At 28.8% G+C, this 23,329-nt stretch carries 19 protein-coding genes; 7 read left to right on the top strand and 12 right to left on the bottom strand.

What is annotated here, in order from left to right; genetic code table 11:
- Positions 1–25 precede the first annotated feature (25 nt).
- Together MHL31_RS04600 and MHL31_RS04595 are read left to right on the top strand one after the other, a co-directional pair.
- The gene (locus MHL31_RS04600) at positions 26–1,963 is read left to right on the top strand and encodes a tetratricopeptide repeat-containing sensor histidine kinase (RefSeq protein WP_240227907.1); all 1,938 of its coding nucleotides are present in this window, start codon (positions 26–28) and stop codon (positions 1,961–1,963) included.
- A 35-nt stretch (positions 1,964–1,998) separates the two neighbouring features.
- Entirely contained in the window at positions 1,999–2,637 is a 639-nt protein-coding gene (locus MHL31_RS04595) for a response regulator (RefSeq protein WP_240227906.1), read from the top strand.
- A 292-nt stretch (positions 2,638–2,929) separates the two neighbouring features.
- On the opposite strand, the gene MHL31_RS04590 is transcribed toward MHL31_RS04595, so the two are convergent.
- From MHL31_RS04590 to clpB, 8 genes are all read right to left on the bottom strand, one after another.
- A complete protein-coding gene (locus MHL31_RS04590) occupies positions 2,930–3,550 on the bottom strand; it encodes an outer membrane beta-barrel protein (RefSeq protein ID WP_240227905.1) in 621 nt (206 codons plus the stop codon).
- Between the two features lie 50 nt (positions 3,551–3,600).
- Positions 3,601–4,554: a transketolase family protein gene (locus MHL31_RS04585; RefSeq protein ID WP_240227904.1), complete on the bottom strand. Its 954-nt coding sequence runs from the start codon at positions 4,552–4,554 to the stop codon at positions 3,601–3,603.
- A 51-nt stretch (positions 4,555–4,605) separates the two neighbouring features.
- Complete coding sequence (locus MHL31_RS04580; protein ID WP_240227903.1) at positions 4,606–5,187, bottom strand: Maf family nucleotide pyrophosphatase; 582 nt, start codon at positions 5,185–5,187, stop codon at positions 4,606–4,608.
- Positions 5,188–5,189: 2 nt separating this feature from the next.
- Positions 5,190–6,086, bottom strand: coding sequence for a UbiA family prenyltransferase (locus MHL31_RS16320; protein ID WP_371824138.1), 897 nt, complete (start codon positions 6,084–6,086; stop codon positions 5,190–5,192).
- A 6-nt stretch (positions 6,087–6,092) separates the two neighbouring features.
- Complete coding sequence (gene smpB, locus MHL31_RS04575) at positions 6,093–6,551, bottom strand: SsrA-binding protein SmpB (protein ID WP_240227902.1); 459 nt, start codon at positions 6,549–6,551, stop codon at positions 6,093–6,095.
- A 67-nt stretch (positions 6,552–6,618) separates the two neighbouring features.
- On the bottom strand, positions 6,619–7,146 hold the full coding sequence (locus MHL31_RS04570) for a histidine phosphatase family protein (protein ID WP_240227901.1): 528 nt from the start codon (positions 7,144–7,146) through the stop codon (positions 6,619–6,621).
- 65 nt (positions 7,147–7,211) lie between these two features.
- Positions 7,212–7,640, bottom strand: a complete 429-nt coding sequence (locus MHL31_RS04565) for an Hsp20/alpha crystallin family protein (RefSeq protein WP_240227900.1) — start codon at positions 7,638–7,640, stop codon at positions 7,212–7,214.
- Positions 7,641–7,830: 190 nt separating this feature from the next.
- Entirely contained in the window at positions 7,831–10,422 is a 2,592-nt protein-coding gene (clpB, locus tag MHL31_RS04560; protein WP_240227899.1) for an ATP-dependent chaperone ClpB, read from the bottom strand.
- Between the two features lie 168 nt (positions 10,423–10,590).
- Between clpB and ytxJ the strand changes: the two genes are divergently transcribed.
- A complete protein-coding gene (ytxJ, locus tag MHL31_RS04555) occupies positions 10,591–10,965 on the top strand; it encodes a bacillithiol system redox-active protein YtxJ (protein WP_240227898.1) in 375 nt (124 codons plus the stop codon).
- Here ytxJ and MHL31_RS04550 read toward each other — a convergent pair.
- Positions 10,962–12,128: a hypothetical protein gene (locus tag MHL31_RS04550; RefSeq protein ID WP_240227897.1), complete on the bottom strand. Its 1,167-nt coding sequence runs from the start codon at positions 12,126–12,128 to the stop codon at positions 10,962–10,964. The two genes, ytxJ and MHL31_RS04550, sit on opposite strands and share 4 nt — an antisense overlap.
- 107 nt (positions 12,129–12,235) lie before the next feature.
- Positions 12,236–13,519 carry a fumarylacetoacetase gene (gene fahA / locus MHL31_RS04545; protein WP_240227896.1) on the bottom strand — a complete coding sequence of 428 codons (1,284 nt, stop codon included), beginning with the start codon at positions 13,517–13,519 and terminating at the stop codon, positions 12,236–12,238.
- 119 nt (positions 13,520–13,638) lie between these two features.
- Here fahA and glyA point away from each other — a divergent pair, with 119 nt between their 5' ends.
- From glyA to MHL31_RS04530, 3 genes are all read left to right on the top strand, one after another.
- Positions 13,639–14,913: a serine hydroxymethyltransferase gene (glyA, locus tag MHL31_RS04540; protein WP_240227895.1), complete on the top strand. Its 1,275-nt coding sequence runs from the start codon at positions 13,639–13,641 to the stop codon at positions 14,911–14,913.
- A 228-nt stretch (positions 14,914–15,141) separates the two neighbouring features.
- A complete protein-coding gene (pta, locus tag MHL31_RS04535; protein ID WP_240227894.1) occupies positions 15,142–17,235 on the top strand; it encodes a phosphate acetyltransferase in 2,094 nt (697 codons plus the stop codon).
- On the top strand, positions 17,235–18,425 hold the full coding sequence (locus tag MHL31_RS04530) for an acetate/propionate family kinase (RefSeq protein WP_240227893.1): 1,191 nt from the start codon (positions 17,235–17,237) through the stop codon (positions 18,423–18,425). Before pta ends, MHL31_RS04530 begins: the two co-directional genes overlap by 1 nt.
- A 95-nt stretch (positions 18,426–18,520) precedes the next feature.
- Here the strand turns inward: MHL31_RS04530 and MHL31_RS04525 are convergent, their stop codons facing one another.
- The gene (locus MHL31_RS04525) at positions 18,521–19,990 is read right to left on the bottom strand and encodes a T9SS type A sorting domain-containing protein (RefSeq protein WP_240227892.1); all 1,470 of its coding nucleotides are present in this window, start codon (positions 19,988–19,990) and stop codon (positions 18,521–18,523) included.
- A 185-nt stretch (positions 19,991–20,175) separates the two neighbouring features.
- The gene (fumC, locus tag MHL31_RS04520) at positions 20,176–21,561 is read right to left on the bottom strand and encodes a class II fumarate hydratase (RefSeq protein WP_240227891.1); all 1,386 of its coding nucleotides are present in this window, start codon (positions 21,559–21,561) and stop codon (positions 20,176–20,178) included.
- A gap of 121 nt (positions 21,562–21,682) precedes the next feature.
- Between fumC and MHL31_RS04515 the strand changes: the two genes are divergently transcribed.
- Positions 21,683–23,290 (top strand): fumarate hydratase, encoded by a 1,608-nt coding sequence (locus tag MHL31_RS04515; protein WP_240227890.1) that lies wholly within the window; start codon positions 21,683–21,685, stop codon positions 23,288–23,290.
- The last annotated feature ends 39 nt before the right edge of the window (positions 23,291–23,329 follow it).

Here is a 23,329-nt window from a genome sequence, read left to right as displayed (position 1 = left end):
TATAGTTTTATAGTATTTTAGGGGAATGAAAAGTTTAATATCTACATGTCTCTTTTTTGTTATTTTTAGTTTTTCCCTATTGGTATCTTGTACTTCAAAAGAAGAATTAAAATCTTCAAATAATATTGCTGTGGATTCTATAGGTATTTTCATGAAAAAGATGAAAAATGATACTCTAGACTTAAAAACTCGATTAAATGCAGCAAATAAATCTTTGAAATGGGTATCTGAAACAAAAGATAGCTCATACAAAAAAGATATTCTAGCTTATAAAATTTATTTGTTTATAAATGTTAGGAAATATGACAGTGCTGTTCATATTTCAAAAGAGTTATTGCATAAATCAATAGAGGAAAAGGATTCAACATCCATTGGGTTAAATTATACTAGAATTGCATATTACTTTAACAGAAATCAACAAAAAGATAGTGCATATTACTATTATAATTTAATTAAAAATGAGTATTTAACATACATCGATAGTATTACAAGAGGTAATAACTTTTTAGAAATGGCCATTATTGAGCGTACTTATGGAGATTATAGTGCAAGTGATTATTCAGGCTCTTTAGCTTTGAATTATTATGGCGACAAAAGCCCAAATACCTCAGCAAGTGTTTATAATAATTGGGCAATTTCTTCAAAATCACAAGGGGCACTAGAGGATGCATTAATTTTTTATAAAAAAGCGATCGATTTAACCACTTCAAAACAACAAAAAATACTTATAGCAAATAACTTAGCTGTTACCTACAGAGAAATAGGAGATTATAATTCTTCCATAAAAATTTTAGATAGTTTACTAAAAGATACTATAACTCTTTTTAGAACAAAAGCTAGGGTTATTGACAATTTAGCATATACCAAATGGTTGGCGAAAAAGGAAGAAAATGTATTACCTGCACTAGAAAAAGCTTTAGAAATGCGATTGCAAGAAAATGATTTATGGGGATTAATAGCAAGCTATGCTCACCTTTCAGCATATTTTAAAAAATTAAGTCCTAAGATTTCATTGTCTTATGCTTCTAAATTGTATGATGTGGCAATTCGTCAAAAAAGTATCCCAGACCAATTAGACGCACTACAAAAAATTATAGAATTAGAAGATTCAGAAAAAGCAAAGGAGTATTATAGTACTTATGTGCATTTAAACGATAGTTTGCAAAAGACAAAGCTATTAGCCAAAAATCAATTTGCAAAAATTAAATATGAAAGTGATAAAAATCAAAAAGAGAACTTACAATTAAAAATTGCGCAAGAAGCGAGTAAATTACAATTAGAAAAAGAGAAAACCAGAAATATAATTGGAGTTGTTTCAAGTGGTGCAGTTGTTCTTGGTTTATTAGGTTTTTTATATTATCGTAAACAAAAACACAAACAAGAAAAAAGAATAGAAGTTTATAATACGGAAACTCGAATTGCAAAAAAAATTCATGATGAAGTAGCAAATAATGTTGTAAATATTATGAATAAAGTTCAATATACTTCAGCATCTAAAGAAGTACTTTTAGATGATTTGGAAAATGTATATATGTTAACTCGAAATATATCACATCAAAACAATATTATTGAAACAGGAGATAAGTTTGTAAATTCTTTAAAATCCATGCTTTCTAGTTTTAATAATAATAGAACTACTGTTATTATAAAAAAAATTAATGAGGCAGCATTAGAATTAGTATCAAACGATAAACAAATAGAAATTTATAGAGTTTTACAGGAGTTAATGGTAAATATGCAAAAACATAGTGAAGCTACTTTAGTTGCAATTTCATTTAAAAATGATAATAAAAACTATGCTATTAATTATTCAGATAATGGAAAAGGAGTTGATAAAGTAGACTTAAATTTAAAAAATGGTATTAAAAATGTGGAAACCCGTATTAAATCTATAAATGGTATTATTAATTTTGAAACATCCTTAAATAAAGGGTTTAAAGTTTTTATAAGTTTTAAAAGATAAATAACATGTTTAAAAAGGTTCTAATAGTTGAGGACATGGACTTTATTAATAGTGGAATAAAGTCTGAATTATTAAAATTAGATATTCAAGAAATTCAATATGTTCAGTATTGTGATGAAGCATTATTAAAGTTAAAAAGTGCAAAATTAAATAACGATCCTTTTGATTTATTAATTAGTGATTTGTCTTTTGATAATGATTCAGTAGAGCAAAAAATAACATCAGGAGATGAGCTTATAAAAGTAGTTAGAAATGAATTTCCAACTTTAAAAATTGCCGTTTTTTCTGTAGAAGATAAACCCTTTAGAGTACAAACATTGTTTAATGAATACGGTGTTAATGCGTATGTTTGGAAAAGTAGAGAAGGCTTACGAGAGCTTAAAAAAGCAATTCAATTAATTTTTAGTTCTAATAAATCTTATATTTCACCACATGTTTCTGGCGCATTATATAAAAATAATACTGTTGAAATATCTGACTACGATTTATTTTTAATTGAATGTATTTCAAAAGGATATTTACAAGAAGAGATAAGTGTTAAATTAAAAGAAAAAGAATGGACGCCTACAAGTGTAAGTAGTATTGAGAAAAGATTAAAATTTTTGAAAGAACATTTTAATGCAAATAATCCAGCACACTTGGTTTCTATAACTAAAGATTTAGGGCTGATTTAATAAAAATCTTAAATAAAACAAACAGCCTTACGGATTTCCGTAAGGCTGTTTGTTTTTTAGGTATTAAATTTGAGGAGTTAATAATATAAAGATTAAGAACTAAAATAAGTTAAAGTAGAATTGCTAAAAGATAAATCAACCAAATAGTATACAAAATTTAAAAATAGTTTTTAATTGATTTTAGACCTTGCGGGAAGCCATAAGGTTTATTTTTTTGGTATAAATTAAAAAATAAGCATAAAAAAACTTCGAGCAATTAAACTCGAAGTTTTATATTTTTAAAAAAATAGTTTTAATTATTCTTTTTAGACAAACTATACGATAGACTAAAAATTAATTGTTCAGGTCTAGAATCTAATGTAAACGTTTCACCAGCATCTGTCCACTCAGCTTCATTTTCACTTAAACCTCTTTCGTATCTAACGTCAAAGCCAAATCTTCCTATTTCTAAAGAAGCACCAATATTAACGCCAACAGAATATTCATTTTCAACATCACCAATACTTACACCTTCCAAATCATTGTCTAAAATATATTGAAAAGCAGGACCTGCAAAAATGTTTAAAGGGCCAATTACTTTAAAACCAACTAATACAGGAACATCTAATTTAGAAATTTTATAATCTTCTGTATTGCCTGTGTTTAGTTCATATTCACTAGTTGTTTTAGTATATAATAATTCAGGACGAATATAGATTCCTCCTAAATCTAATTTTCCATAGAAACCTACATTAAATCCAGATTTTCCTTTTCCTTCGTTTTTATAGATATTATCAACTTCACTTGTAAATTCTTTAAGATCTCCATTTGTATTATAGCTTAAACCGCCTTTAATACCGAAATCGTTTTGGGCATTTACTAGCATTATTGAAGCTAAAAATAGCATTGAAAATAAGAATGATTTTTTTTTCATCTTTATATATTTTGGGTTATTATATCTAATAAAACGAAAAAAACAAGTTATTATTTTCTCTTAATTACTTTTTCAACAGCAGTAACTATAGCTTTATCATTTAATTTATATTTTTCCATTAATTGTGCTGGAGTTCCAGATTCACCAAAACTATCGTTAACTGCAACAAATTCTTGTGGCACTATATTATTTTGAACTAACAATCTAGAAACACTTTCACCTAAGCCACCTATAATATTGTGTTCTTCAGCAGTTACAATACAACCTGTTTTTGCAACAGATTTTAAAATAGCTTCATCATCTAGAGGTTTAATTGTATGAATATTAATTACTTCAGCATTAATTCCTTTAGCTTCTAACTTTTCCGATGCTTGTAAAGCTTCCCATACTAAATGGCCTGTTGCTACAATAGTAACATCAGTTCCTTCTGTAAGTTGAATTGCTTTTCCAACAATAAACTCTTCATTTTCTGGCATAAATACTGGTACTACAGGACGTCCAAATCGTAAATAAACAGGACCATCATAATCTGCAATAGCAATAGTAGCTGCTTTAGTTTGGTTATAATCACAAGTATTAATAACAGTCATTCCAGGTAACATTTTCATTAATCCAATGTCTTCTAATACTTGATGCGTTGCACCATCTTCTCCTAAGGTTAAACCTGCATGAGAAGCACATATTTTTACATTTTTACCTGAATATGCAACAGATTGACGAATTTGATCGTAAACTCTACCAGTTGAGAAATTTGCGAAAGTACCTGTAAAAGGAATTTTACCACCTATTGTTAAACCAGCAGCAATACCAATCATATTAGCTTCTGCAATCCCAATTTGAAAAAATCTTTCAGGATGATTTTCAATAAATTTTTCCATTTTTAACGAACCAATTAAATCGGCACAAAGGGCAACTACGTTTTCGTTTTTATCTCCTAATTCAGCTAATCCAGCTCCAAAACCTGATCTTGTATCTTTTTTTTCGGTGTATGTGTATTTTTTCATTATATATTTATTAAAAATCGCTCAAAAATAATGATTATTTATGGTATCAACTTAAATTTTTATTAATTCTTCATATAATTTATGAACAGGCAAGCCCATTACATTAAAATAACTACCTTCAATCTTTGTAACGCCTATTAAACCTATCCATTCTTGAATACCATAAGCACCTGCTTTATCATAAGGTTTGTAATTTTCAACATAGTATTCAATTTCGTTTAGTGTTAATTGTTTAAAATAAACATTAGTTTTATCTGAAATTAAGGTTTCATTATTTTTTGTTTTAATACAAATTGAAGAATAAACTGTGTGTTTTTTTCCAGATAACCCTTGTAACATTTCAATTGCTTCTGAAGCATTTTTAGGTTTTTCTAATGCTTTATTATTATGCCAAACAATGGTGTCTGCTGTAACAATTATATCGTTTTCAGAAATTTCATTTGTAAAAGAGGCCGCTTTTAATTTGCATAAATAATTAGTAATTTCTTCTTTTTTTAAGTTTGTATTGTAGGTTTCTTCAACCTCTTTAACTTTTATGGTAAAATTTACGCCTAGTTCTTTAAATAATTCGTGGCGCCTTGGTGAACCTGAAGCTAATATTATATTTTTAGTTATTAATTTGTTTTGTAGCATTTTTAATGAAAGATTGAAAATATTGTTAAAGTATTTATTCCTAAAAACAGATTAACCTGTAATAAGGTAATTATTTTTTTAAAGTCATTTTTTTTCTTTGCAGTATGCAATTTTATTACTGCGTAAAGGAAAGGTAGAAAAACAGCAATTAATAAATATAGTATGGTAAATTTATAAATTTCACTAAAATTAACGATTATTATAAGCAAAATACTAATAGGGATTAAGCTAAAAATAAATGTAATTTTTTGTGTTCTGTTAATGCCTAATACAATTGGTAAAGTGTTTACTTTTAAAGCGTAGTCTTTATTTATGTTTTTAATATTTTTAATTGATTGTTGAATTAAACTAATGCAAAAAATATAAAAGCTAAGTATTGAAATTATATTGAAAGCTAATTTTTGATTTGCATCTTTTAGTGAAAAATCAAGCTCAAAAATGACTAAAATAATGATATTAATACTAATTAAAAATACACTGATTAAATTTCTAATTAAAGGTATTTTATTTAGCTTTTTGGCATAAAAAAAATGTAATAAAGCAATTCCTATAAATATAAATGAAAGTGTTGGTTTTTCAATTTTTAAGCAAAAAAGAAGACCCAAAGCTATTCCTATTGTATTTGTTATTTTATATAATTTGAGCGTTTTTTCTTTGGTTGTAATTAATTTTTTTTGATTATTAATTTTATCTAAAAAATTAGTTTCAAGTGTGTTTATTATAAAGCCAGCAGTGGTAATTAATAGTATTGAAATTAATAAAATATAAAAAGAAAATAAATTTAGTGTTGTTTCAATCGAAAGTGAAGGTAAAAACAGTAGTTTAATTAATAGAAAGACATAAATAATGAGCAGTAAATTTTTCCAATGAATTAATTTAAAATAAACTACACTATTCATTTAATTTTAGTTAAAATTCTTTTTTATTCTAGCTAAATCTCGTTTATTATCTCGGTCTTTAATTACTTCACGTTTGTCGTAGTTTTTCTTTCCTTTACACAATGCAATTTCAAGTTTTGCCCAACCTTTATCTGTTAAAAATAACCTTAAAGGTATTATAGTTAAACCAACATTTTGAACTTCTTTTTGCAGCTTTTTAAGCTCTTGCTTATTTAATAATAATTTACGTTCACTTTTTGGGCTATGGTTGTATGCATGTCCATAAAGGTATTCTTCAATAAACATATTAATTGCAAATAACTCACCTTTTTCGTTAAACTCGCAAAAACTTTCTGTTATGCGGGCTTTACTTTCACGAATCGATTTAATTTCAGTACCCGTTAATTGAATTCCAGCAACGTATTTATCTAAGATCTCGTATTCAAAACGAGCTTTTTTATTTTGTATGTTAATTTTCTTCTGCATAAGACTACAAATATACTATAAATAGATTCTAAAACATATACTTATTACTAGTTGGAAATACAGACTTTTAAATTTCAATATTTAGTAAAATAGTACTTTTATTATTTTCTGAAATTGTTACAATATAAAGGTTGGAATTATTACGATCTTCTATTTCGGGATATTTATCTTCACCTAAAACCTTATTTACAAATTTTGGAGTTGTATTGCTGTGTCCAACAACTAATACGGTTTTTCCTTTAGTTAGAGTTTTAAAATCTTCGTTGTATAAATCGCTAGGATTATAAAATTGAATTTCTAAATTTTTACTTTTAGCAGTAGGCAAAGCTGTTTGAGTGGTTCTGTTATAATTTGTTGAAAAAATATAATCAAATTCAATATTTTTAAAAGTTTTACTCCAATTTAAAGCTCTATCAACTCCTTTTTCTTTAAGATTTGGATTTTTGTTTGATGGATTTAAACGGTTTTTTTCGGCATGTCTAATAAAATAATAGGTTGTAATTTCTGATGAATTTTCTTGTGCATTTAAAGTAACACTACATATTAAAACTGAAATAATTAAGAAAAACTTACCTAATGAGAATTTAAAAAACATAGTTGAAAAATTTAAGTTTCAAAAATACATAAAAAAAGAGAGAACAACTGTTCTCTCTTTTTCATTTATTGAATCTCAATTAATTTAGGAGGCGTAGGTTTTGCTTCTTCCTTTTTAGGAATTGTAATTTTTAATTCACCATTTTTATAAGCTGCTGAAATTTGATCACTTTCAACAATGTTTTTAGGTAAATTAAAACTTCTTTCAAAAGACTGATAACTATATTCTTTACGAGTATATTTATCGTTGTTTTCTTCATTTTCTACAGTTTTTTCAGAAGAGATTGTTAAAACATTGTTATTTAAATTAATTTTAAAATCATCTTTACTCATTCCTGGAACAGCTACTTCAACTGTAAATTCATTTTCATTCTCTTTAATGTTTACAGCCGGTAATGTAGTATTGGTGTCTGAATAATTAGATAAAGACCAATCTCTAAAAAAATCGTCAAAAATAGATGGCATTGCAGGAATGCCTGAACTTTTTAATAACATAACTTTTAAATTTTATGGTTAAACATTATTTTATAAGAATAATTACAATAAAAATGCCAATGTAAAAAGTAAGTCAAAATTTCATTTTTATCATTGTAAAATGTCATTTTGACTTTTGACTGTCAGTTGTTTAGCTAAAAAAAACTCCTTTCTAAAAACAGAAAGGAGTTTGTGTTAAAAATAGTATAGTTTATTTATTTCTAAATACAATTTTATCATCAAAAGCATCTAATAAAATATGACTATCAGAAGTTATTCTTGCAGATAAAATTTCTTTAGATAATTCATTTAAAATATCCTTTTGAATCACTCTTTTTACTGGTCTTGCACCAAATTGAGGGTCAAAACCTTTATTGGCAAGAGCATCAACTAAATCATCAGTATATTCAATATGTATATCCTGTGCTTTCAACATTTTTATTAAACCATTTAATTGCAATTTTACTATTTGATGAATTTCTGCTAAATTTAAAGGTGTAAACATAATAACCTCATCAATTCTATTTAAAAATTCAGGTCTAATAGTTTGTTTTAATAAGCCAACAACTTCAATTTTAGTAGCTTCAGTAATAAGATCTCTATTTTCCATATCCATTTTTTCAAACTTTTCTTGAATAATATGAGCTCCCATATTTGAAGTCATGATAATAATGGTATTTTTAAAATCTGCAACTCTACCTTTATTATCGGTTAATCGTCCTTCATCTAATACTTGTAATAAAATATTAAAAGTATCGGGATGTGCTTTTTCAATTTCATCTAATAAAATTACTGAATATGGTTTACGTCTAACAGCTTCTGTTAATTGTCCACCTTCATCGTAACCAACATATCCTGGAGGCGCACCAACCAATCTACTAACGGCATGGCGTTCCTGGTATTCACTCATATCAATACGAGTTAAAGAGCTTTCATCATCAAATAAATAAACAGCTAATGCTTTTGCAAGTTCTGTTTTACCTACACCTGTTGTTCCTAAAAATAAAAAGGAACCTAAAGGTTTTTTAGTGTCTTGTAATCCAGCTCTTGAACGTCTAACAGCATCTGAAACTGCAACAATTGCTTCTTCTTGTCCTACAACTCTTTTGTGTAATTCTTCTTCTAGATGCAATAATTTTTCTCGATCACTTTGTAGCATTTTTGTTACTGGAATTCCCGTCCATTTAGCTACAACTTCTGCAATATCATCTCTAGTTACTTCTTCATTAATTAAAGCTGAATCTTGATTTTTAGCTATTTCATTTTGAAGTTTTTCAAGTTTTTCTTGAGCATCTTTTATTTTTCCATACCTAATTTCTGCAACTTTTCCATAATCGCCTTCGCGTTCGGCACGTTCTGCTTCTAGTTTAAAATTTTCAATAGCTTCTTTATTGCTTTGAACGCTATCTACTAATTCTTTTTCGCTTACCCATTTTGCATTTATTTCGTTTCTGTTTTCTTTTAAATTGGCAATTTCTTTTTTAAGTGAAGCTAATTTTTTTTCATCCTTTTCGCGTTTAATAGCTTCAATTTCAATTTCTAATTGCATAATTTTACGATCCAAAACATCTAATTCTTCAGGTTTTGAATTAATTTCCATACGTAATTTTGAAGCAGCTTCATCCATTAAGTCAATAGCTTTATCTGGTAAAAACCTGTTTGAAATATAGCGTTGTGATAGTTCTACTGCAGCTATAATTGCTTCATCTTTTATTTGTACTTTATGGTGATTTTCATATTTTTCTTTTATTCCACGTAAAATTGAAATGGCACTTTCAGTATCTGGTTCATCAACAATTACCTTTTGAAATCTACGTTCTAAAGCTTTATCTTTTTCAAAATATTTTTGATATTCATCTAAGGTAGTTGCACCAATTGCTCTTAATTCACCACGAGCTAAGGCAGGTTTTAAAATATTTGCCGCATCCATAGCACCTTGACCACCACCAGCACCAACTAAGGTGTGAATTTCATCAATAAAAAGCACAATTTCTCCTTCTGCAGATGTTACTTCTTTTATTACAGATTTTAAACGTTCTTCAAATTCACCTTTATATTTTGCCCCTGCAATAAGTGCTCCCATATCTAAAGAGTAAATTTGTTTTCCTTTTAAATTTTCTGGAATATCTCCTTTAATTATTCTATGTGCTAAGCCTTCTGCAATCGCAGTTTTACCTGTACCAGGTTCACCAACTAACATTGGGTTGTTTTTTGTTCTACGTGATAGAATTTGAAGAATTCTACGAATTTCTTCATCTCTACCAATAACAGGATCTAGTTTACCATCTTTTGCTAATTGATTTAAATTTTTAGCAAATTTATTTAAAGAATTGTATGTTTCTTCGGCGCTTTGCGATGTTACTTTGCTTCCTTTACGTAATTCTGAAATTGCAGCTTGCATTCCTTTATCTGTGATACCTTGATCTTTTAATATTTGAGAAGTTGTATCTTTTGTATTTAAAATGGCTAATAATAAATGTTCTATTGAAACAAATTCATCTTTTAAATCATTAGCTTCATTTGTAGCTGTAGTTAACATTTTTGAAGCGTTTCTAGACAGGGTAGTGTCTCCACCACCTGTAACTTTAGAATAACTTTCTATGGTTTTGTCAATTAAGCTTTTTAACAGTTCTATATTTATTCCTAATTTTTTAAAAATAAAAGGAGTAACATTTTTATCAACTTCAAAAATACCTTTTAAAATATGTGAATTTTCAATTTGTTGATGACCTAAATTTTGTGCAATCTGCTGTCCTTTTTGGATAGCTTCTTGCGATTTTATTGTAAATTTATTAAAGTTCATAACGTTTTATATTTTTTGTATTTATATTTGTAGTTTCAAAAAATAGTCCAATTGAGATGAAAGCTTTAAAAAGGTCATTTTGTCTTGTTTTTAAGGGGTTTAACGACAATTTGTCTATTTTTAAAACTAATTAAACGCCTTATTAAAGGTAGTGAAAAATAAAAAAATATGGGAATTTTAGGTGGTATTTTTGAATCAAATAATAAAAATAATTTTAACTGGATTCCTCTTACAGAAACGAGTCAACTAAAGGAAATTGTTGAATTATCTAAAGATAAATTGGTAATAATTTTTAAACACAGTACACGTTGTGGAATAAGTAGTGGAGTGCTTTCTAAATTTGAAAAGTCTATGGATACTACATCAGATACGGTTGCTTTTTATTATTTAGATTTATTAAAATATAGAACTATTTCAAACGAGATTGCACAGAAATTTAATGTGGATCATCAATCGCCACAAGCTATTTTTTTAAAAGATGGGGTAGTGGTGAACCATGCATCACATTATGATATTATTTCAAAAGCAATTAATGAGATTTAAGGGGTGAATTTATTGGTTATAACAATATCTTTAATTTTATTTTTTAAGTCTTCACCACAGTCAAATATCATTTGTTCATTGCTTGGAAATGGAACATATTTGTTAGCTATTAAGTCTAAATATTTTTTATCTAAAGCGCTTTTATTTCCTTTGTAAGTACCGTATTTATTTTCAAAAATAAACTGGCTTGTTAAAGGATAACTATCAATTAATTGTTTTGTGTTTAAATCAAAATAATTAACGATACCAGTTACTTGAACCGTTTTATATTGTTCTATTTCTTTAACAGTACATGTAATTGTTTTATAAACGTCTACTTTAATATTTTTTCCTAAGCTATCTTTTTCATATTTCCAGCCATCAATAATTTGTTTACTTTTAAATATTTCTTTTTCATGAATTTGTTCTGGAGAAATATTAATGTCCCTAAAAATAATTTCCATTTCATAGTCGTATTCTAATTCTGGGTAATTTTTTGTATTAAAAACAGTCCATAAATTATTTAATTGGTAAGTGTCAAAGTTTAATAAGTCTGCTTCTAAATTTTTAGGTATAACTTGTTTGGTTTTATTTTTAAGTGCAACATAAATATAATCTGTCCCTTTTATATGGGCTTCTTCAATTAAATTGTTTGTTGTTTTGTAGTTAGGGTTTAACTCGTTTAAATAATTTAAATTATTAAAAGCAACTCTATAATCCATTTTATTACGAGCATTCGTAATTAATTGTTTTGCGTTTGTGTATATGTGTTCAGACAAGTTATTTTTTGCATTTAAAATTGCATCAGTATAATCTGTTAATGAAATTTCAGCATTTCTTTTTTCAGAAAGTACAGTTAATGGAAGTAATGGTTTAATTTGTTCTTGTCTGTTTTTTAGGTTTAAATATGTGGTATATATTTCTTCTAAATTAGCAGGATTACCATCTTTTTTTAAAAATGAAATATATTCTAAATCTTTAATTGTAGCCTTTTTATATGCTTCTTCTAACAATAAAACATATTCTTGATTGCTTTTTTTTGTTTTATTATTTTTTAAATTTTTTAATGAAATAGCTATGGCATCATCATAATTTCCATAATTGATAGCTTTTTGCGTTTTTTTTATGCTAGAGCAAGAAACTGTAGCAATAGCTATAAAAATTAAGAGTAATTTTTTAATCATAAAGTAAATTTATTTATATGTAAAATTGACAATTCAATAGTGATGCCAATATATAATAAACCTCTAAAAAAATGTTTTAGAGGTTTATTAATTTAAACTATAATTATTTAAAGTTTAATTGGAGGTAAAATTTTACCTGTACATTTTCCAAAACCAATTCTACCTTTTTTATTTTCACAATAACCACGTAAAATTAAATTATCGCCATTGTTTAAATATGTGCGTGTAGTTCCATCTTTTAAAGTAATAGGTTTTTCTCCGCCCCAAGTAAGTTCTAATAAAGAACCAAAACTGTCTTCTGTAGGCCCAGAAATTGTTCCACTACCCATTAAATCACCAGCTCTAACATTACAGCCATTTATGGTATGATGCGCTAATTGTTGCGCCATTGTCCAGTATAAATATTTAAAATTAGAGTTGGTTAAAGTATTTAAATCGCCATTTTCAGTTTCTATCGTTACTTCTAATTTTATATCAAAGCTATTGTTTGTGTTTTTAGGTTGTAAATAAGGCAAAGGTTCAATTTCTTGTTTTGGACTTTCGCATCTAAATGGTTCTAAAGCGTCTAAAGTAACAATCCAAGGTGAAATTGTTGAAGCAAAGTTTTTAGATAAAAATGGTCCTAAAGGAGCGTTTTCCCAAGTTTGAATATCGCGCGCACTCCAATCGTTTAGTAATACCATTCCAAAAATATTTTCTTCGGCTTCATTAATATTAATAGGTTTACCTAAATCGTTAGCAGAAGTTGTAATAAACGCAATTTCAAGTTCCATATCTAATTTTTTAGAAGGTCCAAATTCAGGAGTTGACGCATTGTCTAATAATGTTTGCCCGTAAGGTCTTCTTATATTAGTTCCAGAAACTACAACTGATGAAGAACGCCCGTGATAACCAACAGGTATATGAAGCCAATTTGGTATTAAAGCTTCGTCTTTTCTTTTAAATATTTTTCCAACATTTGTAGCATGTTCTTTACTAGAATAAAAATCTGTATAATCACCAACATCAATTGGCATTAACATTTCAACTTCGTTAACGTCAAAGATTATTACATCTCTATGTTTTTTATTATCACGTAAACTTGAATTTTTAGCATCAAAAACTTCAGCAATTCTATTTCTTACTAAACGCCAAGTTTTTCTACCATCTGCAATAAAATCGTTTAAAGAATCTTGCATAAAAATGTCATCCGTTAAAGGGATTCCATTAAAATATCCTAACTGATGAAATGCGCCTAAATCAATAGCATATTCACCTATTCTAGTACCAATTGTAATAATATCATCTTTTGTAATAAAAACCCCAAAAGGGATATTTTGAATTGGAAAATCACATCCCTCAACAACTGGTAACCAAGTTTTTCTGTTTTGATTGTTGGCAATTATTTCCATATTTATATATTTATGTATAGTTTAATTAAATTTTCTTATCAAATATATATGTTTCTACTTAAAAGAAAAATGAAATTACTATTTTTGCGATTAATTTAACTTTTAAACAAGTATAGCGCATGCAACGTGACCAAATTATTTTCGATTTAATAGAAGACGAAAGAGTAAGACAAACTAACGGATTAGAATTAATTGCTTCAGAAAACTTTGTAAGTGAGCAAGTTATGGAGGCTCAAGGTTCAATTTTAACTAATAAATATGCTGAAGGATACCCTAATAAACGTTATTATGGTGGTTGTGAAGTTGTAGATGTTGTTGAGCAAATTGCCATAGATAGAGCAAAAGAATTGTTCGGGGCAGAATATGTAAATGTACAACCACATTCTGGATCTCAGGCTAATACAGCTGTTTATGCAGCTTGTTTAAAACCTGGAGACACAATTTTAGGATTCGATTTATCACACGGTGGACATTTAACACACGGTTCTCCAGTAAATTTTTCTGGTAAATTATACAATCCTGTTTTTTACGGTGTAGATAAAGCAACGGGTACAATAGATTATAGCCATTTAGAAAAACAAGCAAAAGAACATAAACCAAAATTAATTATTGCTGGTGCTTCTGCTTATTCTAGAGATATAGATTTTAAAAAATTTAGAGAAATTGCCGATGAAGTTGGAGCGATTTTAATGGCAGATATTTCACATCCTGCAGGTTTAATTGCTAAAGGAATTTTAAATGATCCTATTCCTCATTGTCATATTGTAACTACTACAACACATAAAACATTACGTGGACCAAGAGGTGGTATGATTATGATTGGAAAAGATTTTGAAAACCCATTTGGTCAAAAATTAAAAAGTGGAAAATTAAAAATGATGTCTACTTTAATTAATTCTTCAGTTTTTCCAGGAAATCAAGGAGGACCATTAGAACATGTAATTGCAGCAAAAGCAGTAGCTTTTGGAGAAGCTTTATCCGATGAGTTTTTACATTATCAAATTCAAGTGAAAAAGAATGCAGCAGCAATGGCAGTAAATTTTGTAGCTAAAGGATATGAAATTATTTCAGGAGGAACAGATAATCATTGTATGCTAATTGACTTAAGAAATAAAGATATTAGTGGTAAAGATGCAGAAAATGCATTAACAAAAGCAGATATTACTGTAAATAAAAATATGGTTCCTTTTGATGACAAATCTCCATTTGTAACATCAGGAATTAGAATAGGAACTGCAGCAATAACTACACGTGGATTAAAAGAAGATGATATGAAAACTATTGTTGATTTAATTGATGAAGTAATTCAAAACCATTCAGATGAAACAATTTTAGAAAATATTGCAGAAAAAGTAAATGAATTGATGTCGGATAGACCAATATTTTCTTGGTAATTTATAATTTATAAAAAATTTAAAAGACTGTTTAGAATTTTCTAAACAGTCTTTTTTTATACTACTAATTTTAAATCGTGAATTTTGGAGTATTAAATTTATAGTTTCATTAAAATCGTTTATCTAACAATATTTTTTTAAAATAACGTGACAAATGTCACTAAATTTTTTTTAAAATTAACTGGTAAACCAATTGTTATAAAGTATCTTTGTAACAAAATTTTTATAATGAATAAAGCTATATATATAGCAACAAGTGAGGCCAATACCGGCAAGTCAATTGTTGCTCTAGGCCTCATGAGTATGTTACTTGGTAAAACTGCTAAAGTAGGGTATTTTAGGCCAATTATTGATGATGTGAAAAAAGGCAAAAACGACAATCATATCAGTACAATTATTTCTCATTTCCAATTAGGTATAGACCCAAAAGAAGCTTATGCTTGTACGCGTAAAGAATTTATAAGTATGCGTAATAAAGGGAAAGAAGGAGAGATTATTGATACCATTATTGAAAAATACAAGGCCTTAGAAGAAAAAAACGATTTTGTATTAGTTGAAGGTTCAGATTTTTCTGGAGAAGGAAGTGCTATAGAACTAGATGCAAATATTGAAATTGCAAAAAACTTAGGGATCCCAGCAATAATTGTTTCAAGTGGTATAGGTAAATCTTTAAGCGACTTTACAGAAGGTTTACATTTAGCATACGATTCTTTTAAAGAAAGGGAAGTTGAAGTACTAGCTGTAATAGCAAATAAAGTTCAAGAAAATAATATTGAAAAAACAAAAATTGAATTAAAAAATAATTTACCTAAGGATATTTTTGTAGGTGTAATTCCTTTAATAGCTTCATTAAATAATCCAACAGTTAAAGAAATTGCAACTGCCATTGATGCAAAAATATTATTTGGAGAAGAACACATAAATAATCAAACAGATAGTTTTACAGTAGGAGCAATGCAGTTAAGAAATTATTTAACGCATTTAAAAAAGGATAATTTAATTATTACACCTGGTGATAGAGCAGATATTATATTAGGAGCACTTCAGGCAAATATTTCATCTAACTATCCTTCAATAGCCGGAATTGTATTAACAGGTGGTATTTTACCAGAAGAACCAATTGTAAAATTAATTGAAGGTTTGTCTCAAATTATTCCAATTTTATCTGTTGAACAAGGTACTTTTGGTACAGCAAATAAAATAGGTTCTGTGCGTTCGCATATGTATGCAGGTAATACACCAAAAATTACACAGTCAATAAATACTTTCGAAAAATATGTAGAGTTTGATCAATTGGCTGAAAAAATGGCAACATTTGTAAATGGAGGTACAACTCCTAGAATGTTCCAATATAATTTAGTTAAACGTGCAAAAACCCAACGTAAACATATTGTATTGCCAGAAGGTAACGACGATAGAATTATTGCAGCTGCAGTACGTTTATTAGATACTGATATTGTAGATTTAACAATATTAGGAGATAAAGTAGCTATTGAAAGCGCTATTGTAAGATTAGGTTTAATAGTTGATATTAATAAATTAAACATAATTAACCCAATAGAGTCAGAATATTTTAACGATTTTGCAACTACCTTATTTGAATTGCGTAAGCATAAAGGATTAACTATAAAAATGGCTGAAGATTTAATGGGCGATGTTTCTTATTTTGGAACTATGATGGTGCATAAAGGTTTAGCAGATGGAATGGTTTCTGGAGCAGCGCATACAACCGGACATACCATATTACCAGCATTGCAATTTGTAAAAACAAAACCAGGAGTATCTGTAGTATCATCAGTATTCTTTATGTGTTTAGAAGACAGAGTTTCAGTATTTGGAGATTGTGCAATTAATCCAAACCCAAATTCAGAACAGTTAGCAGAAATTGCAATTTCATCGGCAGAGAGTAGTATCAATTTTGGAATAGAACCAAAAATAGCAATGCTTTCATATTCTTCAGGAGCTTCAGGTAAAGGAGAAGACGTAGATATTGTAAGAGAAGCTACAGAAATTGTTAAAGCGAAACGTCCAGATTTAAAAGTAGAAGGTCCAATACAATACGATGCAGCAGTTGATCCATCAGTAGGTAAAAGTAAAATGCCAGACTCTGAAGTAGCAGGACAAGCAAATGTATTAATATTCCCAGACTTAAATACAGGAAACAATACATATAAAGCTGTACAAAGAGAAACAGGAGCGTTAGCAATTGGTCCAATGTTACAAGGTTTAAATAAACCAGTAAACGATTTAAGTAGAGGATGTACAATTGACGATATATTTAACACGGTAATATTAACAGCAATACAAGCACAAGGTTTATAATGAAAGTTTTAATAATTAATTCAGGTAGTTCTTCCATTAAATATCAATTATTTAAAATGCCTCAAGAAGAAGTAATTTGTTCAGGTTTAGTAGAAAGAATCGGATTGGCAAATCCTGAAATTCACTACAAATCTAAAGATCATAATATTGATAAAATTTGTGAAATTCCTAATCACGAAGTTGGTTTAGAAAAAGTAGTAAATTTTTTAAGAGATGAAGAAGTTGGAGTTATTAAGTCTACTTCAGAAATTGCAGCAGTTGGACATAGAGTTGTACATGGTGGTGCTGCTTTTTCAGATACAGTTGTAATAGACGATACAGTAAAGGAAATGATAAAAGAGTTATTTCCATTAGCTCCTTTACATAATCCAGCTAATTATGAAGGTATAATAGTAGCAGAATCTATGTTTCCTTCAGCAACACAAATAGCTGTTTTCGATACAGCTTTTCATCAAACAATGCCTATTAAAGCATATAAATACGCAATACCAAATAAATTATTAAACGTAAATAAAATTCGTAGATATGGTTTTCATGGTACAAGTCATAAATTTGTAACTGAAAAAGCAATTGAACATTTAGCGCTTAAAAATAGCTCTAAAATTATTACTATTCACTTAGGTGGTGGATGTAGTATTACGGCTGTAAAAGATGGTAAAAGTGTTGATACTTCTCTAGGTTTTGGACCAAATGAAGGATTAATTATGGGAAGTAGAAGTGGAGATGTTGACCAAGCAATTATATTTCATTTAGTAAATAATTTAGACTATAGTATTGAAGAAGTAAGTAATATGCTGCTTAGAGATAGTGGTATGACTGGTTTAACTGGTTATAGCGATTTAAGAGATATTGAAGCACTTGCAGCAAAAGGTAACGAAGATTGTAAGTTAGCATTAGATATGAGCGCTTACAGAATTAAGCAATACATTGGTAAATATGTTGCAGCTCTAAATGGTGTAGATGCTATTGTATTTACTGCTGGTGTTGGTGAAAATTCAATTTTAACCAGAAAAATGGTTTGTGAAGATATGGATTTCTTTGGGATTGAAATTGATGAACAAAAAAATGATATTAAACCAAAGGTATTAACTGAAATTCATTCAGAAAATTCTAAAGTGAAGATTTTAATAATTCCAACTAATGAAGAATTAGAGATTGCTAAACAATCTTATAACTTATTAAGTAAGTAGGTTTAAAAATTATATTAAGTGCATAAAAAAGCTGTTTAGAATACTTTCTAAACAGCTTTTTTTATGCTAAAGTTTTATAAATTAAATGCTATAAATTATAAAACTATTATTTTTTTAAATGTTTTTGCATTGTTATTTAATACTTGTAAGAAATATAATCCTTGTTGAATTGAAGGCAATTCAATTACATCTTTTTCATTATTTATTTCTTTCGAAAATATCATACTTCCTTTTACATCATAACAAACAATTTGTGATGAGTTTTCTAATTTAGTAAAATCGTAATAAATCCTATTGCTATTGTAATACAATGTAATATTTTCTTTTAGAATATCATCTGCTACAGATAGCGTACTTGAATTTTTTGCACTCCACTCACTATCAGTAAAGTTAGGTGTGTCACCAGAAATTTTTTGGTTAGTAGTGTTGTTTACCCATACATTACCATCATAATAAACTTCCATTCCAGGTAGGTAGGTCATTGTATCATCATATTCTGGAACTCCATCTATAAAAGTACATTCATTACTATTTTCAAAATATTCAACAAATTCCCAAGCATCATTGTTGTCTCCTGGAGCAGTTCCAGCAGGTGAGTTATCTACTTTTTTCCAAAGTGTACAATTAAAATATATCTCAGTTTCAGGTTGATATACTGCTTCTTCATGATATTTTACAGTATCAATTTCAGGAATATATTCTCCAACTATTCCCCAGGCCCAACCACCTTCAGTAGGAGTATTACCTGCACCTAACTTTTTTTTGCTTATCCAAATTTTACCGTTATAATATACTTTAAACCCAGAGTTTTCATATATCATACTTGGATCAAATTCAAGTACACCATTATAAAAAGTACAATTACCTCCATCATAATAATTAACAAATTCCCAAGCACCATTGCTTTTTCCAGGAGTAGTCCCAGCACCAGACCCGTTTGTTTTTGTCCAGATAGTACAATTGTAATATACACTCATACCAATTTGATAAATTATAGAACTGTCAAATTCAAGTACACCATCAATGAATTTGCAATCACCTCCATCATAATAATTAACAAATTCCCAAGCACCATTGCTTTTTCCAGGAGTAGTCCCAGCACCAGACCCGTTTGTTTTTGTCCAAATAGTACAATTGTAATATACACTCATACCAATTTGATAAATTATAGAACTGTCAAATTCAGGTACTCCATTATAAAAAGTACATCCACCTCCATTATAATATTCAACAAATTTCCAAGCACCATTGCTTTTTCCAGGAGTAGTTCCAGCACCCGATCCATTTGATTTTTCCCATACCATACAATTAAAATATACTATATCTCCTTTTGTATATTTTTTATTGTTATCATACTCTTCATATTCAGTAGCATCAGCTTGTTGCTCACTGCTTTGGCTAAAAGTACTTATTGGAGAATTTAGTATGTTACTAAAGTCTGATACGGTAGTTGTATTTTTACTATTTAAGTCGGTAGATTTATTTTCAGTGTTTTTTGCTTCAATAGTTTGAAAGCTCAATAAAACAATAAAAATAAATAATAAATTGTGTTTGTGGGGATACATCTTATTATAAATTTGATGCAAATATATGCTCAATAAGGAGTTGTTTTTTTTGAAATAAATAAATGGTATTAAAAACCGGATAATTGGTAACAATAAATTTACCATTGGATAATGTATACATAAAAAAGTCGGTAAAATTATTTACCGACTTAAAAATTGATTATAAACACTACTATTTTTATGATTTATGTCATATTTTTTGGGTTTACCCAAGTGTCATATTCATTGGCAGTTACATAGCCTAAACGTATAGCTTCTTCTTTTAATGTGGTTCCGTTTATATGTGCAGTATTTGCAATTTCGGCGGCTTTATAATAGCCTATTTTTGTGTTTAAGGCGGTAACTAACATTAAGGAATTATTTACCAACTCTGTAATACGATTGTAGTTTGGTTGTATACCAATAGCACAATGTTTTTCAAAACTATAACAAGCGTCACCAATTAAGCGGGCAGATTCTAAAAAGTTAGCAGCTATTAGCGGTTTAAACACATTTAACTCATAATGACCTTGTGTAGCTCCAATTGTAATAGTAACATCATTACCCATTACTTGAGCACATACCATTGTTAAAGCTTCACATTGGGTAGGGTTTACTTTACCGGGCATTATTGAACTTCCAGGTTCATTTGCGGGTATTATTAATTCTCCAATTCCAGAACGTGGACCTGATGCCATCATTCTAATATCATTAGCAATTTTATTTAATGAAACTGCTAATTGTTTTAATGCTCCATGTGTTTCTACAATAGCATCATGAGAAGCTAATGCTTCAAATTTATTTTTAGCTGTAATAAATGGTAGTCCTGTAAATTCTGCAATTTTTTTAGCTACTAAAACGTCATAACCTTTTGGTGTATTTAATCCTGTACCAACTGCAGTTCCTCCTAAAGCTAACTCAGCTAGGTGAGGTAAGGTGTTTTTTAAGGCTTTTAAACCGTGATTTAATTGAGAAACATATCCAGAAAATTCTTGTCCTAATGTTAAGGGTGTAGCATCCATTAAATGCGTTCTACCAATTTTAACCACATCTTTAAATTCTTTAGATTTTGATTGTAGTGTATCACGTAATTTTTCAATTCCAGGAATAGTTGTTTCAACAAGCATTTTATAACTAGCAATATGCATTGCAGTAGGGAAGGTGTCGTTACTTGATTGAGATTTGTTTACATCATCATTTGGTTGCATTGTTTTATCGCCTTCACCAATTACTTTTCCTGCAATTTCATGTGCTCTATTTGCAATTACTTCATTTACATTCATATTGCTTTGAGTACCCGAGCCAGTTTGCCAAATTACCAAAGGAAATTGTTTGTCTAGTTTTCCAACTAAAATTTCTTCACAAACGGCAGCAATTAAATCTCTTTTTTCTGTAGAAAGTACACCTAAATCACAGTTTGCATATGCAGCGGCTTTTTTTAAATAAGCAAAACCATAAATTATTTCTAGAGGCATAGATGCATTTGGTCCAATTTTAAAATTATTTTTTGATCGTTCTGTTTGAGCTCCCCAATAGTTGGTAGCAAGAACTTTTACATCTCCCATGGTGTCTTTTTCTATTCTGTATTTCATATTAAAATTCTTTATAAATTGTAAATAAAAAGGATAAATAAACCTTTTTTGTATCTACTGTTTTTACTTCCATTTTGTATATTTGCAACAGTAAAAATAAAGTTACAAAAAAATATATAAGATGTCTGAATTTAAATATCAAAAGCCGTTTCCTATAACAAAGGACACTACAGAGTATCGTTTATTAACTAAAGAACATGTTTCTGTAGTAGAGTTTGATGGACGAAAAATTTTAAAAGTTGCACCTGAAGGTCTTGAGTTGCTTTCACAAGCAGCATATCATGATGTGTCTTTTTATTTAAGAGCCTCTCATTTAGAAAAATTAGAGAAAATTCTTAAAGATCCTGAAGCTACGGATAACGATCGTTTTGTTGCATACACAATGTTGTTAAATCAAATGGTAGCAGCTTCTGGAGAATTACCAACTTGTCAAGATACAGGAACTGCAATTTGTGTTGGAAAAAAAGGGGAAGATGTTTATACAGGTGTAAATGACGCTGAATATATATCAAAAGGAGTTTATAATACTTATGAGAGTGATAACCTTCGTTTTTCTCAAATTGTACCTCAAACAATGTTAAAAGAGAAAAACTCAGGAACTAATTTACCTGCACAAATTGATATTTATGCTGAAACTGGTAATAAATATGAATTTTTATTTATTACAAAAGGAGGAGGTTCTGGTAATAAAACATATTTGTATCAAATGACAAAGTCTTTGTTAACTGAAGAGAATTTAACAAACTTTGTTGAACAACATATTATGGATTTAGGTACAGCAGCTTGTCCACCTTACCACTTAGCATTTGTTATTGGAGGTACTTCTGCTGAGGCAAACTTAGCAACTGTTAAAAAGGCATCGGCTGGTTATTTAGATCATTTACCTACTGAAGGAAATGATGGAGGACAAGCTTTTAGAGATTTAGAGTGGGAAGAAAAAATTACAAAAATTTGTCAAGAAAGTGGAGTAGGAGCACAATTTGGAGGGAAATATTTTGTACACGATGTACGTGTAATTCGTTTACCACGTCATGCAGCATCTTGTCCTGTTGGTTTAGGGGTAAGTTGTAGTGCTGATAGAAATGTAAAAGGTAAAATAACGGAAGAAGGTATTTTTCTAGAACAATTAGAAAAAAATCCAGCTCGTTTTTTACCAAAAGAAGCGCCACATTTAAAAGATGCTATTGAGTTAGATATTGACCAACCAATGGATAAAATTAGAGAAGAGCTTTCAAAATATCCTGTAAAAACACGTTTTAGTTTAAGAGGAACTTTAATTGTTGCTCGTGATATGGCGCATGCAAGAATTAGTGAAATGCTTGCTAATGGAGAGGAAATGCCTCAATATTTTAAAGATCATCCTATTTATTATGCAGGTCCAGCAAAAACACCAACGGGAATGGCTTCAGGAAGTTTTGGGCCAACAACTGCGGGTCGTATGGATCCTTACGTAAATGAATTCCAGAAAGTTGGAGGAAGTATGGTAATGGTAGCAAAAGGTAACCGTTCACAACAAGTAACAGATGCTTGTAAAGCAAATGGAGGTTTTTACCTTGGTTCTATTGGAGGTCCTGCTGCAATTTTAGCTAAAAATAGTATTAAATCTGTAGAGGTAGTTGATTTTCCAGAATTAGGAATGGAAGCAGTTAGAAAAATTAAGATTGAAGATTTTCCAGCATTTTTATTAGTTGATGATAAAGGAAATGATTTCTTTGCTGAATTTAAATAATTAAGAGTTATTAAATAATTACAGATATAAATATTTTTA

This window comes from Lutibacter sp. A80, assembly GCF_022429645.1.
GTDB lineage: Bacteria > Bacteroidota > Bacteroidia > Flavobacteriales > Flavobacteriaceae > Lutibacter.
The sequence above is the reverse complement of the archived record's forward strand: the minus strand, read 5'-3'. Positions and strand labels throughout refer to the sequence as shown.

What these genes read in the sequence shown, in the direction of transcription:
- MHL31_RS04600 (WP_240227907.1), top strand. Translation starts at nt 26, where the DNA reads ATGAAAAGTTTAATATCTACATGTCTCTTTTTTGTTATTTTTAGTTTT.
- MHL31_RS04595 (WP_240227906.1), top strand. Translation starts at nt 1,999, where the DNA reads ATGGACTTTATTAATAGTGGAATAAAGTCTGAATTATTAAAATTAGAT.
- MHL31_RS04590 (WP_240227905.1), bottom strand. Translation starts at nt 3,550, where the DNA reads ATGAAAAAAAAATCATTCTTATTTTCAATGCTATTTTTAGCTTCAATA.
- MHL31_RS04585 (WP_240227904.1), bottom strand. Translation starts at nt 4,554, where the DNA reads ATGAAAAAATACACATACACCGAAAAAAAAGATACAAGATCAGGTTTT.
- MHL31_RS04580 (WP_240227903.1), bottom strand. Translation starts at nt 5,187, where the DNA reads ATGCTACAAAACAAATTAATAACTAAAAATATAATATTAGCTTCAGGT.
- MHL31_RS16320 (WP_371824138.1), bottom strand. Translation starts at nt 6,086, where the DNA reads ATGAATAGTGTAGTTTATTTTAAATTAATTCATTGGAAAAATTTACTG.
- smpB (WP_240227902.1), bottom strand. Translation starts at nt 6,551, where the DNA reads ATGCAGAAGAAAATTAACATACAAAATAAAAAAGCTCGTTTTGAATAC.
- MHL31_RS04570 (WP_240227901.1), bottom strand. Translation starts at nt 7,146, where the DNA reads ATGTTTTTTAAATTCTCATTAGGTAAGTTTTTCTTAATTATTTCAGTT.
- MHL31_RS04565 (WP_240227900.1), bottom strand. Translation starts at nt 7,640, where the DNA reads ATGTTATTAAAAAGTTCAGGCATTCCTGCAATGCCATCTATTTTTGAC.
- clpB (WP_240227899.1), bottom strand. Translation starts at nt 10,422, where the DNA reads ATGAACTTTAATAAATTTACAATAAAATCGCAAGAAGCTATCCAAAAA.
- ytxJ (WP_240227898.1), top strand. Translation starts at nt 10,591, where the DNA reads ATGGGAATTTTAGGTGGTATTTTTGAATCAAATAATAAAAATAATTTT.
- MHL31_RS04550 (WP_240227897.1), bottom strand. Translation starts at nt 12,128, where the DNA reads ATGATTAAAAAATTACTCTTAATTTTTATAGCTATTGCTACAGTTTCT.
- fahA (WP_240227896.1), bottom strand. Translation starts at nt 13,519, where the DNA reads ATGGAAATAATTGCCAACAATCAAAACAGAAAAACTTGGTTACCAGTT.
- glyA (WP_240227895.1), top strand. Translation starts at nt 13,639, where the DNA reads ATGCAACGTGACCAAATTATTTTCGATTTAATAGAAGACGAAAGAGTA.
- pta (WP_240227894.1), top strand. Translation starts at nt 15,142, where the DNA reads ATGAATAAAGCTATATATATAGCAACAAGTGAGGCCAATACCGGCAAG.
- MHL31_RS04530 (WP_240227893.1), top strand. Translation starts at nt 17,235, where the DNA reads ATGAAAGTTTTAATAATTAATTCAGGTAGTTCTTCCATTAAATATCAA.
- MHL31_RS04525 (WP_240227892.1), bottom strand. Translation starts at nt 19,990, where the DNA reads ATGTATCCCCACAAACACAATTTATTATTTATTTTTATTGTTTTATTG.
- fumC (WP_240227891.1), bottom strand. Translation starts at nt 21,561, where the DNA reads ATGAAATACAGAATAGAAAAAGACACCATGGGAGATGTAAAAGTTCTT.
- MHL31_RS04515 (WP_240227890.1), top strand. Translation starts at nt 21,683, where the DNA reads ATGTCTGAATTTAAATATCAAAAGCCGTTTCCTATAACAAAGGACACT.